The sequence below is a fragment of the Bradyrhizobium sp. 76 genome, from assembly GCF_023073025.1.
GTDB lineage: Bacteria > Pseudomonadota > Alphaproteobacteria > Rhizobiales > Xanthobacteraceae > Bradyrhizobium.
Map to the genome: position 1 here is coordinate 68,779 of NZ_JADPIS010000035.1, position 16,497 is coordinate 85,275.

The following is a 16,497-nucleotide window of genomic DNA, read 5'->3' on the forward strand; positions in this document are numbered from 1 at the left end:
CCAGCGTCATCGGTCGCGCTAATAGTGCCGAATTGTGATTTCAAACAACCTAAAAAACGCCGGCCGCCTTTCGGTTTGCGTTAAAAATTTGCGACACGTCAGCTTCACGTCAGTTTGTCACCGGCCACTCTGCCGGATGACTGCCGAGCGGCATCGCCGGACGGCTCCATTGCGCCGGCGTCTTCGACAGCATCGCTGAATGGCGCACCGCCTTCAACGGGCCGAAGCCAGATGGCATGCTCTCGATGAATGCAGCGTGTACGGCCTCGCCCGTAATATCCGGGGTGTTCAAGCCATTTTCGAGCCGTCCGAGATCCCACAGCCAACGCCCGGTCTGCGCTAGCGATACGCGCACGTGCCAGCTGCCGCCTTCGCGGGCCTGGCGAGCCTTCGCCATCATCGCGCCGAACGCCATCAGATAGCCGGTGGCGTGGTCGAGCATCTGTGCCGGCAATTCCTTCGGTCCATCGATGCCGGCAGCCTGTCCCTCGGCATGGTTGAAGCCGGTCGTGGTCTGCACGAGCGAATCGAAGCCGCGCCGCCCCGCCCAGGGACCGGCATGGCCATAGGCCGACAGCGTCACGTAGACGATGCCGGGATTGATTTTTGCCGCGTCCTCCGGCGTAAAGCCGAGAGCGGCGAGCGAGCGCGGGCGATAGCCTTGTGAGAAGATGTCGGCGTCCTTCAACAGCACGCGCATCTGCGCTCTGCCCGCCTCGCTCTTCAACTCGATGAAGGTGGTGAGCTTGCCGCGGCCGGTGTCGATGGTCAGCCACGGAATGGCCGGCAGTTCGGGGCCTGACACGAGCAGCACATCCGCGCCGTGCGCGGCGAGCGTGCGGCCGGCGACGGGGCCCGCGATGACGCGAGAGAGATCGAGCACGCGCAGGTCTGCGAGCGGGCGATCGCCTTTTGGCGGTCGTTGCGGCCACGGCTTCGGCGGGGCCTCGCCAATCTTCTCGATCGAGACCAGCGGCAATTCGGCGAGCGCGCGGGCCTGCGGCAGCGCCGACCATTCGTCGTAGGAGCGCATCAGGGCAACGACGCCGCCCGCAGCGTAAGCCGCAGTCTCGAAATCCTCGCCCTTCCAATGCATCAATGCAGCCTGCACCTTATCGCGCTCGGGCTCGCAGCCGAGGACCTGGCAGACGACGTCGCGATGATGCGGGAAATTGGTGTGACAGCGGACGAAGCGGTTGTCGCCGGTTCTGTAGACGCCGGCGATGGCGTCCCAGGCGGGCGGCGGCGGCTTGTCGTCGACGCGCAAGTAGCGCTCGGAGCGGCATTCGGCGACGGCATGGCGCAGCTCGACGCTAACGTCCTGCGCCTCGCCGCTGCGCAATCTCCAGATTTCGGCGGCGGCAAGGCCGGCCGCCGCGATCGTCGTCTGGCCGGCAATTGCGACGCGAAACGAGGACGGGATCTGCGGCTCCTCGCCCGTCAGCCGCACGTGCGCGAGCGCGGCGGCGTCACCGCCGGCGGAGGTCCAGATGCCACTGAGAACTTCTGTGGGGCTTTGCATGACCCTTCTCTCCCTTTAGTTTGCGACCATCGCATTAGCACACAAGGACATGCAATGGCCGCCATCGATCCCCTCACCGCAGGCGCCGTGTTCATCGCAACGGCGGCCACCGACGCGGTCTATGTCATGTTCACCTCGGCCGTGATCGCACGCAAGCGCGTGCCCGCGGCGAACTGGAGCGCGGTCTGGTACATGCTCTCCTCCTATGCGGTGATCAGCTACACCGAAAACGCTTTCTATGTGGCTTTCGCGGCGATCGGCTCCTGGGCCGGCGCCTACGTCTCACTGACATTCCTGCACCGCCCGCCCGGCGGCCCGCCGGTGGGGGCGGCACCGGAGTGAGGGCCGCTGTTTCCACACGCTCATTGCGAGCGAAGCGAAGCAATCCAGAGTCTTTCCGCGGTGGCATTCCGGATTGCTTCGTCGCAAGAGCTCCTCGCAATGACGATGTGGAGGCTTTTGGGCGTCTCTCGAAACAGCTACACTCGCTGCGACCAACAAAAAAGGAAACCAAACAATGGATCTCGGTCTCAAGGGCAAGAACGCCGTCGTACTTGGCGGGACGCGCGGCATCGGGCGGGCGATTGCGGCGACGCTGGCCGGCGAAGGCAGCAATGTCGCGGTGTGTGCACGCAACGCGGACCAGGTTGCCGCCACCGTTACGGAGTTGAAGGCCAGCGGGATCCGCGCGACCGGCGGCCCGGTCGACGTCACCGACGGCGCGGCACTGAAATCCTGGATCGAGAATGCTGCAAAGGAGCTTGGCGGCATCGACATGCTGTTCTCCAACGCGGGCGCGATGGCACAAGGCCATGATGCCGCTTCGTGGGAGCAGAATTTTCGGCTCGACCTGCTCGGCGCCGTGCATGCGTTCGACGCCGCGCGGCCGTTCCTCGAGGCCAGCGGTGTAAGCAGCGGCGACGCCGCCTTCGTGATCATCTCATCGATCTCCGCGGCGCAAGCGGATACGGCGAGCTCCTACGGCCCGATCAAGGCTGCGTTGATCCACATGTCCAAGGGGCTGGCACGGCAGTACGCGAAGAAGAAGATCCGCGTCAACGTGGTCTCGCCAGGCACGGTCTATTTCAAGGGCGGTGTCTGGAATACGATCGAGCAGAACATGCCCGAGCGCTACAATGATGCGATGAAGCGCAACCCCACCGGCCGCATGGCGACGCCGCAGGAGATCGCGAGCGCAGCGGTGTTTCTGGCGAGCCCGGTGTCGGGGTTCACCACGGGCTCCAATCTGGTGGTGGACGGCGCGATCTCGAACCGGGTGAATTTTTGAGGCCACGCTGTCATCGCCCGGCTGACCGGGCGATCCAGTATTCCGAGGCGACTGAATCGTGAAGCCGCGGGTACTGGATACCCCGCCTCCGCGGGGTATGACGACCGAGAGTGAGGCGCGCGATCGCTTCAACAAACTCGTCATTGCGAGCGCAGCGAAGCAATCCAGTATCTCTCCGCGGTAACAGTCTGGATTGCTTCGCTGCGCTCGCAATGACGGTGTGGCAGCAGAGTGCTCTACATTCCTCAATGGAAATCCCGCGACGGCGGCAGGATGCGGACGTTGCGGGGGTGGCGAAGTTTTTGCGCGGGCGCATCCGTGTGGGCGCGGGGATCGTCGTTGAGCGGTTCGACCACGGTGGCGCCTGCCGGCACCGGATGCTTGCAGCCGAGGGCGTCGTTGGCGAGGCCGACCAGATCGTGCGAACGGTCGATCATCCGCTGGGCGATCAGATGCGTCACCTTTTCGGGGCTGCTCTGGATATAGCCTTCGACCAGGATGAGGCGTGCGCCCATCACCTCCTTCCGGTACTGCTCCATGATCTTCGGCCACACCACGACATTGGCGATGCCGGTTTCGTCCTCCAGTGTCATGAACACGACGCCGCTGGCGCTGCCCGGCCGCTGCCGTACCAGCACGACGCCGGCACAGCGGACACGGCGCCGCTCGTTGTCATGGTTGATGTCCTTGCAGGCGACGATGCGCTCGCGCGAAAACATCTCGCGCAAAAATTCCATCGGATGCCCCTTCAGCGATAACCGAATGGTCTGATAGTCCGCGACCACCTGTTCGGCCCGCGGCATCACCGGCAACGGCCTGGCATGCTCGTCCGGCTGCTCGCGTGCGGTGGCCACCTCGAATAGCGGCAGCGGCACATCGCCGGGCAGGCGCCGCACCTGCCACAGCGCCTCGCGGCGGTCGAGCCCGAGCGAGCGGAACGCGTCGGCATCGGCGAGCAAGATCAGCGCGCGCTTGGGCAGACCGGTGTCGCGGGCGAAATCTTCCAGCGAGGTGAAGGGCCGGCGGTTGCGCGCGGCGACGATGCGGTCGGCCCAGTCGGGCGCTCTCTCCACATACTCATTCCGAGGGGCGCCTCTTTTCAGCCTTTCCTCATCCTCATCGAGCCAATGAAAACCGTCGATCTGGCGGAAGCCCAGGCGCACGGCGCAATATTTGCCACTTCTTTCTTCCAGCGTGTTCTGCGCAAAGCTGTAGGACACATCGATATCGCGCACCTCGACGCCGTTCTTGCGAGCGTCGCTGACGATCTGCGCCGGGGCGTAAAAGCCCATCGGCTGCGAGTTCAGGAGGCCGCAGCAGAATGCATCAGGGTGATAATGCTTCAGCCATGAGGAGATATAGACAAGCTGCGCGAAGCTTGCGGCATGGCTCTCCGGAAAACCGTAGCTGCCAAAACCCTTGATCTGTTCGAAACAGTTTCTGGCAAAATCCGGCGCATAACCGCGTGCGATCATGTTGCCGATCATCTTGTCTTCGAACTTGCCGATGGTGCCGACATTGCGGAACGTTGCCATCGCACGGCGCAGGCCGTTGGCCTCCTCGGCCGTGAACTTCGCGGCCTCGATCGCGATCCGCATCGCCTGCTCCTGGAACAGGGGCACGCCGAGGGTCTTGTGCAGCACTCTGTAAAGCTCGTCCTTGTCGCCATGCTCCGGTGACGGCGATGGATAGTTCACTTTTTCCAAGCCGTTCCGCCGCCGCAAATACGGATGCACCATGTCACCCTGGATCGGCCCCGGCCGCACGATCGCGACCTCGATGACGAGATCGTAGAAGGTCCGTGGCTTCAGCCGGGGCAGCATGTTCATCTGCGCGCGGCTCTCGACCTGGAATACGCCGAGCGACTCCCCGTCGCACAGCATGTCGTAGACTTTGGAATCATCCTGCGGGACGCTCGCCAGCATCCAGCGTTCGCCCTTGTGCTGCTCGATCAGATCAAAGCACTTGCGGATGCAGGTCAGCATGCCCAGCGCGAGCACGTCGACCTTCATCATGCTGAGCGCGTCGACATCGTCCTTGTCCCATTCGATGAAGGTGCGATCGTCCATCGCGGCATTGCCGATCGGCACATAGGTGTCGAGCCGGTCCTGCGTGAGCACATAGCCGCCGACATGCTGGGACAGATGACGGGGGAATTCGATCAGCTCGGTCGCGAGCTCGACTGCGAGATTGATCATTGAATTTTGCGGATCGAGGCCGGCCTGCCTGACCTGCATGTCGTTGAGGCCCTTGCCCCAGCTTCCCCAAACGGTGTCGGCGAGGGCGGCGGTGACATCCTCGGTCAGGCCCAGCGCCTTGCCGACGTCGCGGATGGCGCTACGCGGGCGATAATGGATGACGGTGGCGATGATCGCGGCGCGATGGCGGCCGTAACGGCGATAGACATATTGCATCACCTCCTCGCGCCGCGAATGCTCGAAATCGACGTCGATGTCGGGCGGCTCCAGCCGCTCCTTGGAGATGAAGCGCTCGAACAGCAGATCGACCTTGGTCGGGTCGACCGAGGTGATGCCGAGCACGTAGCAGACCGCCGAATTCGCCGCCGATCCCCGCCCCTGGCACAAAATGTTCTGGCTGCGGGCGTAATGCACGATGTCGTGCACGGTGAGGAAGTAATGCGCGTATTTCAGATCGGCGATCAGTGCGAGTTCTTTCTTCAGGGTGGCGCGCAGCTTGTCGTCGATCTTGCCGCCGAAATATTTGTCGACACCGGCCCAGGTCAGATCCTCCAGATGCCCCTGCGCGGTCTTTCCCGGCGGCACCGGCTCATCCGGATACTGATATTTGAGCTGATCGAGCGAGAAGGTGATCTTGTCCGCAAAGCGCATGGTCTCCGCGATAGCTTCGGGGAAATCGCGGAACAGCCGCGCCATCTCCCTGGGCGTCTTCAGAAATCGCTCGGCATTGGCTTCCAGCTTCCGGCCGACCGCCTCGATCGTGGTTTTCTCCCGGATGCAGGTCAGCACGTCCTGGAGGGGACGGCGCGCGGGGTGGTGATAGAGCACCTCGTTGGTCGCAAGCAGCGGCACTTTTGCTTTTGCGGCGAGATCATCGAGCTGCGCGAGGCGGCGGCGGTCGTCGCCACGATAGACCAGGCTCGCCGCCAGCCACACGCCCTCGGCACGACTTGCCTTCAGCTTGGCGAGGATGTCCTGCGTCTGCGCCGCATCGAAGCGATACGGCAGCGTCAGGATCAGGAGCTGGCCTTCGGAAAACGCAAGGAGATCGGCGAAGGTGAGATGGCACTCGCCCTTCGCAATCCTCGTGATACCGTCGCCGCGCTTGCCCCGGGTGAGAAGCTGGCACAGCCGGCCATAGGCGGCGCGGTCACGCGGATAGACCAGGATATCGGGCGTGCCGTCGATGAAGACGATGCGGGTGCCAATCAAAAGCTTCGGCTTGTGCAGCACCTCGTCATTGTCGAGCTCCTTGTAGGCGCGCACTACGCCAGCGAGCGTGTTGTGGTCGGCGATGCCGATCACGGGAATGCCGAGCTTGCTGGCCTGCTGCACATAGGCGCGCGGATCCGAGCCGCCGCGCAGGAAGGAGAAATTCGTGGTGATGCCGATCTCGGCATAAGCGGGCGTGTTCATGCGAAGAGACCGTGCACATACCAGCCGGGAGGAACAGGCTTGCCGTCGCCGTCGAAGCACTCCCCCTCGTAAAGACCGTCGCGAAAGATCCAGAAGCGCAAGCCTTCGGCATCTTCGATACGGAAATAATCCCGCGTCAGTTGCTTGCCGTCCTGCCGCCACCATTCCATGGCGATGCGCTCGGGGCCTTCCACCCGCACCACCACATGCTGCGCGCGGCGCCAGGTGAATTGATGCGGCGGCCCGTCGGGCACGGTCGCAAACGGCACATTGATCGGCTCAGGCTTGTCGAACAGCCGCAACGGACGCAGCGGCGGCTCAGTCTCGGTGCGCGCGGGCCATTCGGCCTGCATGGCCACGGCGAGATGATGCTGCGCCGGTGCGGCCAGCACCGCACATTCGGGGATATGGGTATCCTCAGGCAGATGCACGACGACGCGCTTTCCGCCGATGCGCGCGGCGATGCGGTCGATCAGCGCGGCAAGCTCGTCATTGTCGTGGACATGGGCGTCGAGATCGCGCTGCTCCTGCACCACGATCTCGGTGCGGCTTGCCGACAGCCGCACCATGTCAAAGCCGAAGCCGGGATCGAGGGGATCGGCGAGTGCATCGAGACGCTCGCGGAACAGCCGGTCGATGACTTTGCTTTGCGTCACGGGACGTCCGGTCTCGACCATAATCGCGCGCACCGCGCCGTCGGTGCGGAAGAAGGCTGCTTCCAGGCGGCGCGCGCCCTTGCCCTGCTTCTCCATCGACGCAATCAGCGTGTCCGCCAGGCGCGACAGCGTCATCGCGATCATGGTGTCGGTCGCGATCGGCTCGGCAAAGCGTTTCTCCACGATGTAATCGGGCAGCGGCTTTCGTGGATTGATCGGCGCATCGCCCTGCCCCAGCGCATGCGCGAGCAGCGTGGAGAACCGCGCACCGAACCGCGCCGTGATTTCGCTCGGCGTGCGCGAGGCGACATCGCCGATGGTCTTCAGGCCGGCGCGTCGCAGGCCGGTGCTGATGGCCTCACCCGCGCCAAGCGCTGACACCGGAAACCGGCTGATTGCCGCCGCCTCCCCGCCATCGGCAACGATGGTCCTTGAAGATTGCCGCGTCAGCGTGCGCGCGCAGACCGAGGTGCCGGCGATCGCCGCGCTGACGGCAAAGCCCTGGCGATCGAGGGCACGGACAAGGGTTTGCAACAGCGCAGCCTCGCCGCCGAACAGATGCGCGCAGCCGGTGATGTCGAGGAACAGCCCGTGCGGCGGATCGAGTGCCACCAGCGGCGTGAAACGATCGCACCAGTCGGCGATGTCGCCGATCGTCTTGGCATCGGCCACGGCATCGGCGTCGAACACCTTTAAATCAGGACACATCGCCCGGGCATTGGCCAGAGGCTGGCCGATATGCAGACCGAGGCGCTCGGCCGCCTCGTCCAGCGCATGGATCACCAACGCGTTGCTGTCCTTGGCAACGACGATGCTGGGCGCATTATTTTCATGCAGTCCGACGTTGCCGAAGAACCGCTGGATCCGATCGATGGGCAGGCGCGGCAGCCACAGGCTGAGGATACGCCGACGATTCAGAGAACTGGCACTCATCACATTTCCATTCCATGATCCACCGCCCGCACGGGCCATGACGATTGCGCAGGAGCTCGGCATCGAAACGCGGCGCCCCCCAAGCGCTCCACATCGCGCCCGGCGGCGAATGCGCCGCGCGCAGCATCCATCTGGTCTCGGCGGTTGAGGGTAAAGGTTGCGCGGCCATCCGCAGCAACAGGCCGGTGACACCGGAAGATTGCGCAGCCAGCGTCAGCTTGCGGCTCGCCACCAGATCGAACTGCCTCGTCTCGCCCCAGAGCTCGAGCACGACGGCACCCAGCGCGTCGCAGGCGAGCGCATCGGCCGACGTGCGCAACGCACTCTCCACGTCGGCGGCGCGCACCATCACCATGCGGCGCGGATCGAGACCGATCTCGGTGAGCCCGCTCATCGACAGCGCACCGGTTTCAATTTCTGAAAAATCCTGCCGCACCCACAGCAGCGGTTTTCGCGCCGTCATCCGCCCCGCAAGTCCGGTGACAAAGCCCGTCGCGGCCGCGCCCTGACGCCCCTCGCAAAATACCTCGTGGATTGCCGCGCGCGCGAGCCCGCCCTTTAGCGCGTTGTCGGCCTCGCGATGGCCGAGCGCGACACGGTCGCGATGATGCACGACCTCCGCCGTCTCGATGCGCTCGATCTGGCCGCGCAAGGCTGCAAGCGCGCTGATGCGTGCGCCGCTCATGGTCGCCGCTCCTTGAAGGGGTGATTGCCGTGGCTCTCAAAAAGAGAACCAACGGCTGGCTCAATTGTTCATGGTATGTTCTAATATAAAGCTAACGCCGCCTGGAGAGTCAATCGAATTGGCACTCTTCGGGATTCATCAGCTGAATCAAAGGGATTCCAATATGGACGTGCAACGCAAGCTGGAAATCCTGGCGGACGCCGCCAAGTACGACGCGTCCTGCGCCTCCAGCGGCACCGAGAGACGGGATTCCAGCGACGGCAAGGGCATGGGATCGACCGCGCCCGGCATGGGCATTTGCCATTCCTACGCGCCGGACGGCCGCTGCATCTCGCTGCTCAAGGTGCTGCTGACCAACGCCTGCAATTACGACTGCCTCTATTGCGTCAACCGCGCCTCCTCCAACGTGCCGCGTGCCCGCTTCACCATCGACGAAGTCGTCAAGCTGACGCTCGACTTCTACCGGCGCAATTACATCGAAGGACTGTTTCTCTCCTCCGGCATCATCCGCAACCCCGACTACACCATGGAGCAGGTGGTGAGCGTCGCGCGCAAACTGCGCGAGGAGCATCACTTCCGCGGCTACATCCATCTCAAGACGATCCCGGAGGCCGACGATACATTGATCTCCGAGGCCGGCAAATATGCCGACCGTCTCTCCATCAACATCGAGATGCCGCAGGAGACGAGCCTGCAGCAATTCGCGCCCGAGAAAGACGTGCGCGCGATCCGCCGCACCATGGGTCGGCTGCGGCTGAAGCTCGACGAGGCCGAGGAAAGCCGCAACGCGAAGACGAAAGCCAAGCCGCAGCGCTTCGCGCCGGCCGGCCAAAGCACGCAGATGATCGTCGGCGCCGACGCGGCCTCCGACCACACCATCCTCCACACCAGCGCCAATCTCTACGGTTCATACAGACTGAGGCGCGTCTATTATTCCGCGTTCAGCCCGATCCCCGATGCCAGCCGCGCGCTGCCTCTGCGCGCGCCGCCCTTGCTGCGCGAGCACCGACTCTACCAGGCCGACTGGCTGATGCGGTTCTACGGTTTTGATGTCGGCGAGATCGTCGACGACAGTGCGATGCTGCCGCTCGACATCGATCCAAAACTCGCCTGGGCGCTACGTCACCGCGACCGTTTCCCGCTCGACGTCAACCGCGCCAGCCGCGAGGAATTGTTGCGCGTGCCGGGCTTCGGCACCAAGGCGGTCGAGCGCATCATCGCGGCGCGCCGCACGACCACGATCCGCGTCGCCGACCTCGCGCGGCTGCATGTGCCCCGCAACAAGGCGCTGCCGTTCATCGTCCTCAGCGACCACCGTCCCGCGCCGCACCGCCTCGACGAGGCACGGCTGATCGAACGGTTCAAGCCGAAGGCCACACAACTGGGATTTGGCTTCTGATGCAATACATCACCCTCGAGAACGAAACCGATTTCGATGGCTGGCGCAAAGCCGCGCGTAGCCTCGTGCTTCACCAAATGAAACCGGCCGATGTCATCTGGGCCGTGCCGGGCGGCGAAGCGGAGCTGTTCGCGACGCCGTCGTCGTCTCCGCTGCCGGCGGCTGGCGACGGCACCTTCAACGTGCCTGCAAAATTCGTCGAGCTCGCCAAGGCCGCGATCCTGCATCGCGATCCCGAGCGTTTCGCGATCCTCTATCGCCTGCTGTTTCGGCTGAAGGACAATCACGATCTCATCGAGGTCGCGACCGATCTCGATGTCGCGCAAGTCACGGCCATGGCAAAGGCGGTCTATCGCGACGAGCACAAGATGCACGCCTTCGTGCGCTTCCGCGAGATCGGCAGGGAACGCGAAGCACATTACGTTGCCTGGTTCGAGCCAGAGCATCATATCGTCGAGCTCGCCGCGCCGTTCTTCGCCCGGCGCTTTGCCGACATGCCATGGTCGATCCTGACGCCGGACCTCTGCGCACATTGGGATGGCCACGCGCTCTCGTTCACATCAGGCGTCAGCAAGAGCGAGGCGCCGAGCGAAGACCGGCTGGAGGAAACCTGGCGGCGCTACTATGCCAGCATCTTCAATCCGGCCCGCCTGAAGGTGAAGGCGATGCAGGCCGAGATGCCGAAGAAATATTGGAGGAACCTGCCCGAGGCTTCGATCATTAAGCCCTTGATTGAGGACGCCGAGCGCATGACCGGCGCCATGATCGCCAACGCCGCAACCGATCCGCACAAGCCTCAAAAGCGGCCGGAGGCTCCGATGAAACGCAAGACCGCTGCCGACGATCTCGAAGCGCTCCGCGAGGAGGCCGCCCACTGCCGCGCCTGCCATCTCTACAAGGACGCCACCCAGACCGTGTTCGGCGAGGGTCCGAAGTCAGCCAATATCATGCTGGTCGGCGAGCAGCCTGGCGACAAGGAAGACCTCGCGGGCCATCCCTTCGTCGGTCCGGCCGGCCAGATGCTCGACAAGGCACTGCAGGAGGCCGGCGTCGACCGCAAGAAGGTCTATGTCACCAACGCGGTGAAACACTTCAAGTTCGTGCCGCGCGGCAAGATCCGCCTGCATCAGAAGCCGAATACGCCGGAGATAAAAGCCTGCCGGCAGTGGTATGAGCGGGAAGTCTCCGTCATCCAGCCCGATCTCATCGTTGCGATGGGCGCGACCGCCGCGCAGAGCGTGTTCGGCAAGATCACCCCTGTAGGCAAGACCCGCGGCCGGCTGATCGACCTTCCCGACGGTCACAAGGCGCTGGTGACGGTGCACCCGTCCTATCTGCTGCGGTTGCCCGATCCGGAAGCCAAGGTGCTGGAATATCAGCGCTTTGTCGAAGATTTGAAGATCGTCGCCGGTTTGCAGAAGAAAGCCGCGCGCGCCGCCTGAATACGGGCGGGAAAACCCCTTTCATGCGCCGTCTGTCATCCAGCCTTCAAATCCATCGGGGACAATAGCCCTTACAGAAAGTTAAGGGGCGTCCAGACATGACCGATGTTGCATTCGACCGCGCGGTAGCCGATCCCGCGCCGATCCAGCCGGCTTCGCGGCCAAATCTTGACAAGGGCTTCAATCCGCTGACGATGATCCTGTTCTTCGGCATTCTCGCCGCGGGCCTGCTCTATGTGGCCTACAGCATCTATTCGGATGTCGATGCGACCGGCACGCGGGTCACGAGCTACCTGCCCTATATCCTTCTTATCGTCGCCCTCCTGATCGCGCTCGGTTTCGAATTCGTCAACGGCTTCCACGACACCGCCAACGCGGTAGCGACCGTGATCTACACCCATTCGCTGCCGGCCGAGGTCGCGGTGATGTGGTCAGGCTTCTTCAACTTTCTCGGCGTGCTGCTCTCGTCTGGCGCCGTGGCCTTCGGCATCGTCTCGCTGCTGCCCGTCGAGCTGATCCTCCAGGTCGGCTCCAGCGCCGGTTTCGCGATGGTGTTCGCGCTACTGATCGCCGCGATCCTTTGGAACCTCGGCACCTGGTATTTCGGCCTGCCGGCCTCCTCCTCGCATACGCTCATCGGCTCGATCATCGGCGTCGGCGTCGCGAACGCGCTGATGCGCGGCCGCGACGGTACCTCGGGCGTGGACTGGGGCAAGGCCACCGAGATCGGCTATGCGCTGTTGCTGTCGCCGCTGGTCGGCTTCGTCTGCGCCGCCGGCCTGCTGCTGCTGCTCAAGCTGATCGTCAAGAACCCAGCGCTCTATGCCGCCCCTGAGGGTAATAAAGCCCCGCCGATCTGGATTCGCGGCCTGCTGATCCTGACCTGCACCGGCGTCAGCTTCGCCCACGGTTCGAACGACGGCCAGAAGGGCATGGGCCTGATCATGCTGATCCTGATCGGCACCGTGCCCACGGCCTACGCGCTCAACCGCGCATTGCCGGAGTCGCAAGTCGCCCAGTTCGCGAAGGTCTCGGATGCCGCCTCCAAGGTGGTTGCGGCCAAGGGCGCCGGTCATGCGATCATCGGCGATCCCCGTCCTGCGGTGACGCAGTACGTCACCTCGCATCACATCAGCGAAGGCACCTACCCTTCGCTGTCGGTGCTGGTGAAGGATGTCGGCGAGCAGGTCGCGAAATACGGTTCGCTGAACAAGGTGCCGGCGGAAGTCGTCGGCAACACCCGCAACGACATGTACCTGACCTCGGAAGCCATCCGCTTCCTGATGAAGGACAAGGAAAACGACCTTAGCAAGGAAGAGGTCGCGACCTTGAACGCCTACAAGGGCGGCCTCGACAGCGCGACCAAGTTCATCCCGACCTGGGTGAAGGTCGCGGTCGCGATCGCGCTCGGCCTCGGCACCATGATCGGCTGGAAGCGCATCGTCATCACCGTCGGCGAGAAGATCGGCAAGACCCATCTCACCTACGCGCAGGGCGCTTCCGCCGAGCTCGTCGCCGCCGCCACGATCGGCGCCGCCGACGTGTTCGGCCTGCCGGTCTCGACCACCCACGTGCTGTCGTCCGGCGTCGCCGGCACCATGGCCGCGAACGGTTCGGGTCTCCAGGTCGCCACCATCAGGAACATGGTGATGGCCTGGGTGCTGACCTTGCCCGTGGCTATCCTGTTGTCGGGCACGCTGTACGTGATCTTCTCGCGGATCTTCTGAGCCGATCGCGTCACTCGAAGACAAAGGGCCCGTGCGATGCGCGGGCCCTTTTCATGTGTGCCTTCGGCTTGGCCTCACACTTGGCCTTTGTGCCTTCGGCTTGGCCTCACACTTGGCCTTACGCTGCCGCGAGCGATTCTTCGACCAGCTTGACCCAGTACGACGTGCCGTAAACGATCGCCTCGTCGTCGAAATTGTAGGCGGGGTGATGGAGGCCGGCGCTATCGCCGTTACCACAGAAGATGAAGGCGCCGGGGCGCGCTTCCAGCATATAGGCGAAATCCTCGCCGCCCATCAGCGGCGACATCTCGAGCACGTTGGCCTCGCCCGCGACTTGCCCCGCGATGCGACGCGCGATCTCGGTTTCCGCGGCGTGATTGTTCACCACGGGATAATTCCGCTTGTAGTGCAGGTCGATCTTGGCGCCGGTGATCTGCGCCACGCCCGCCACAACCTCGTGCACGCGCTTCTCGACCAGCTTGCGCACCTCCGGCGACAGCGTGCGGATGGTGCCCCTCAGCGTCGCGGTTTGCGGAATGACGTTGCGGGCATTGCCCGCGTGGAACTCGCAAATCGAGATCACGGCCGATTCCAGCGGATCGACGCTGCGCGAGACGATCGACTGCAGCGCCGTGATCACCTGTGCGCCGACCAGAACGGAATCGACACATTTGTGCGGCCGCGCGGCATGGCCGCCGAGGCCCTCGATCATGATATCGACCTCGTCGGTCGCCGCCATGATCGGACCCGGCCGGATCGCGAACGAGCCCACCGGAATGCCCGGGCCGTTGTGCATGCCGTAGACCTGCTCGATGCCGAAGCGCTCCATCATTCCGTCCTTGACCATGGCCAAGCCGCCGGCGCCACCCTCCTCGGCCGGCTGGAAGATCACCACCGCATTGCCGGCGAAGTTGCGGGTCTCGGCGAGATAACGCGCAGCACCGAGCAGCATCGCGGTGTGGCCGTCATGGCCGCAGGCGTGCATCTTGCCCGGGGTCTTCGAAGCGTAGGGCAGGTTGGTCTGTTCCTCGACCGGCAGCGCATCCATGTCGGCACGAAGGCCGATGGCCTTGAGGCCCTCGCCGGCCGGCTTGCTGCCCTTGATCACGCCGACCACGCCGGTCTGGCCGATTCCTGTCACGACCTCATCGCAACCGAATTCGCGCAGGCGGTCCGCGACGAATGCTGCGGTGCGGTGGACGTCATAGAGCAGCTCCGGATGCTGGTGGATGTCCCGGCGCCAGGCCTGAATATCGGGTTGAAGGTCGGCGACGCGGTTCACGATGGGCATGGAGGGTCTCAAGCTTTGTTGAAAATGCAGGCCTGTCTACCATGCAAGCACCAGTCCACCCAACTGGCGGAGGTCTGGGGTAGCTCTGTCCTCTCGTCATGGCCGGGCTTGTCCCGGCCAGCCACGTCTGACTATTAGAACGGAAAGCGCGTGGCTGCCCGGGACAAGCTCGGGCATGACGCCTGTTGGGTGGAAGCAGAATGCCAAGGCGGCTCGAAGGTGAGTTTGACTACATTGTCGTGGGGGCCGGCACGGCGGGCTGCATCGTCGCCAACCGACTGTCCGCCAATTCCAGCAATCGCGTCCTCGTCCTCGAAGCCGGCGGCGACGATAACTGGATCTGGTTCCACATTCCCGTCGGCTATCTCTTCGCCATCGGCAATCCGCGCTCGGACTGGATGTTCAGGACCGAGGCCGAGCCCGGGCTGAACGGCCGCTCGCTCGCCTATCCCCGTGGCAAGGTGATCGGCGGCTCTTCGGCGATCAACGCCATGATCTCGATGCGTGGACAGGCCGCCGATTACGATCACTGGCGCCAGCTCGGCATGAGCGGCTGGGGTTATGACGATGTGCTGCCCCTCTTCAAACGGCTCGAGGATCACTTCCTCGGCGCGAGCGAGCATCACGGCACCGGCGGCGGCTGGCGCATCGAGGCGCCGCGGCTGTCTTGGGACGTCCTCGATGCCGTGGGCGATGCGGCCGAGGAGATGGGCATCAAGCGCATCCCGGATTTCAATACCGGCGACAACGAAGGCACCAGCTATTTCCATGTCAATCAGAAGCGCGGCCGGCGCTGGTCGTCGGCGCGCGGCTTCCTCAAGCCGGTACTGAACCGCCCGAACCTGCGGCTCGAAAAGCATGTGCTGGTCGACCGTCTGATCATCGAACAAGGCCGCGCCGTCGGCGTGCGCTTCATCCAGAATGGCGAGATCATCGAGGCGCGTGCGAAACGCGAGGTGGTCCTCTCGGCAGGCGCGATCGGCTCGGTGCAGGTGCTGCATCGCTCCGGCATCGGACCTGTCGACTGGCTGTCGCCGCTCGGCATCGACATCGTGATGGACAAGCCCGGCGTCGGCCGCAATCTGCAGGATCATCTCCAGCAGCGCGCGATCTACAAGGTCGAAGGCGTGCGCACCCTGAACGAGACCTATTACAACCTGGTCCGCCGCGGCCTGATGGGGCTCGACTACGCCTTCCGCCGCCGCGGGCCGCTGACCATGGCGCCGTCGCAGCTCGGCATCTTCACCCGCTCCGATGCGACGCGCGCACGCGCCAACATCCAGTTCCACGTGCAACCGCTGTCGCTCGACAAGTTCGGCGATCCCTTGCACCGCTTCGCCGCGATCACGGTGAGTGCCTGCAACCTCCAGCCGACATCGCGCGGCACCGTACGTCTGCGTTCGGCGACGCCGGACGAGAAGCCCATCATCGCGCCGAATTACCTTTCAACGGACGACGACCGCCAGGTCGGCGCCGACGCCATCCGCACCACGCGCCGCCTGATGCAGCAGAAGGCGCTGGCAAAATACCGCCCGAGCGAATATCTGCCCGGCCCCGCCGTCGGCGACGACGATGCCTCGCTCGCGAAGGCCGCCGGCGACATCGGCACCACCATCTTCCACCCCGTCGGCACCGCGAAGATGGGCGCGGTGAGCGATCCGATGGCGGTGGTCGACGAACGCCTGCGCTTCTACGGTCTCGACGGACTTCGCATTGTCGATGCCTCGATCATGCCGACCATCACGTCGGGCAACACCAACACGCCGACCGCGATGATCGCCGAGAAGGGCGCAACGATGATTTTGGAGGATGCGAAGTGAATGCGTAGCTCCGTTGGGGCATAACGAAACTCGGGAGAGGACGCTCGATTGGTCCGGTATTTCGCTACGCTCCATACGGGCTACGCTTCCGACTACTTCACGAAAACGTCATCGTCTCCC

The 16,497-nt window shown here is 64.1% G+C and carries 11 protein-coding genes; 6 read left to right on the plus strand and 5 right to left on the minus strand.

What is annotated here, in order from left to right; genetic code table 11:
- Positions 1–109: 109 nt before the first annotated feature.
- Positions 110–1,522, minus strand: coding sequence for a CoA transferase (locus IVB48_RS08210; RefSeq protein ID WP_247399255.1), 1,413 nt, complete (start codon positions 1,520–1,522; stop codon positions 110–112).
- A 54-nt stretch (positions 1,523–1,576) separates the two neighbouring features.
- On the opposite strand from IVB48_RS08210, the gene IVB48_RS08215 reads away from it, so the two are divergent.
- The gene (locus IVB48_RS08215) at positions 1,577–1,864 is read left to right on the plus strand and encodes a hypothetical protein (RefSeq protein ID WP_007593600.1); all 288 of its coding nucleotides are present in this window, start codon (positions 1,577–1,579) and stop codon (positions 1,862–1,864) included.
- Between the two features lie 175 nt (positions 1,865–2,039).
- Positions 2,040–2,810 carry an SDR family oxidoreductase gene (locus IVB48_RS08220; RefSeq protein WP_247399257.1) on the plus strand — a complete coding sequence of 257 codons (771 nt, stop codon included), beginning with the start codon at positions 2,040–2,042 and terminating at the stop codon, positions 2,808–2,810.
- 245 nt (positions 2,811–3,055) lie between these two features.
- Here IVB48_RS08220 and IVB48_RS08225 read toward each other — a convergent pair whose 3' ends face one another.
- The 3 genes from IVB48_RS08225 to IVB48_RS08235 are packed head-to-tail and all read right to left on the minus strand — an operon-like array spanning position 3,056 to position 8,698.
- Positions 3,056–6,424, minus strand: coding sequence for an error-prone DNA polymerase (locus tag IVB48_RS08225; RefSeq protein ID WP_247399259.1), 3,369 nt, complete (start codon positions 6,422–6,424; stop codon positions 3,056–3,058).
- Complete coding sequence (locus tag IVB48_RS08230) at positions 6,421–8,013, minus strand: DNA polymerase Y family protein (protein WP_247399263.1); 1,593 nt, start codon at positions 8,011–8,013, stop codon at positions 6,421–6,423. Before IVB48_RS08230 ends, IVB48_RS08225 begins: the two co-directional genes overlap by 4 nt.
- Positions 7,910–8,698 (minus strand): DNA repair protein, encoded by a 789-nt coding sequence (locus tag IVB48_RS08235; protein ID WP_247359906.1) that lies wholly within the window; start codon positions 8,696–8,698, stop codon positions 7,910–7,912. The genes IVB48_RS08230 and IVB48_RS08235 overlap by 104 nt, the downstream gene beginning before the upstream one ends.
- A gap of 163 nt (positions 8,699–8,861) precedes the next feature.
- Here IVB48_RS08235 and IVB48_RS08240 point away from each other — a divergent pair, with 163 nt between their 5' ends.
- The 3 genes from IVB48_RS08240 (at position 8,862) to IVB48_RS08250 (ending at position 13,266) form a co-directional block, all read left to right on the plus strand.
- On the plus strand, positions 8,862–10,097 hold the full coding sequence (locus tag IVB48_RS08240) for a putative DNA modification/repair radical SAM protein (RefSeq protein ID WP_247399266.1): 1,236 nt from the start codon (positions 8,862–8,864) through the stop codon (positions 10,095–10,097).
- Complete coding sequence (locus tag IVB48_RS08245; RefSeq protein ID WP_247399269.1) at positions 10,097–11,539, plus strand: UdgX family uracil-DNA binding protein; 1,443 nt, start codon at positions 10,097–10,099, stop codon at positions 11,537–11,539. Before IVB48_RS08240 ends, IVB48_RS08245 begins: the two co-directional genes overlap by 1 nt.
- A 98-nt stretch (positions 11,540–11,637) precedes the next feature.
- A complete protein-coding gene (locus IVB48_RS08250; RefSeq protein WP_247399271.1) occupies positions 11,638–13,266 on the plus strand; it encodes an inorganic phosphate transporter in 1,629 nt (542 codons plus the stop codon).
- A gap of 118 nt (positions 13,267–13,384) precedes the next feature.
- Here the strand turns inward: IVB48_RS08250 and IVB48_RS08255 are convergent, their stop codons facing one another.
- The gene (locus IVB48_RS08255; protein WP_247399273.1) at positions 13,385–14,557 is read right to left on the minus strand and encodes a M20 aminoacylase family protein; all 1,173 of its coding nucleotides are present in this window, start codon (positions 14,555–14,557) and stop codon (positions 13,385–13,387) included.
- 200 nt (positions 14,558–14,757) lie between these two features.
- Between IVB48_RS08255 and IVB48_RS08260 the strand changes: the two genes are divergently transcribed.
- Positions 14,758–16,377 (plus strand): GMC family oxidoreductase N-terminal domain-containing protein, encoded by a 1,620-nt coding sequence (locus IVB48_RS08260; RefSeq protein ID WP_247399275.1) that lies wholly within the window; start codon positions 14,758–14,760, stop codon positions 16,375–16,377.
- Positions 16,378–16,497 lie beyond the last annotated feature (120 nt).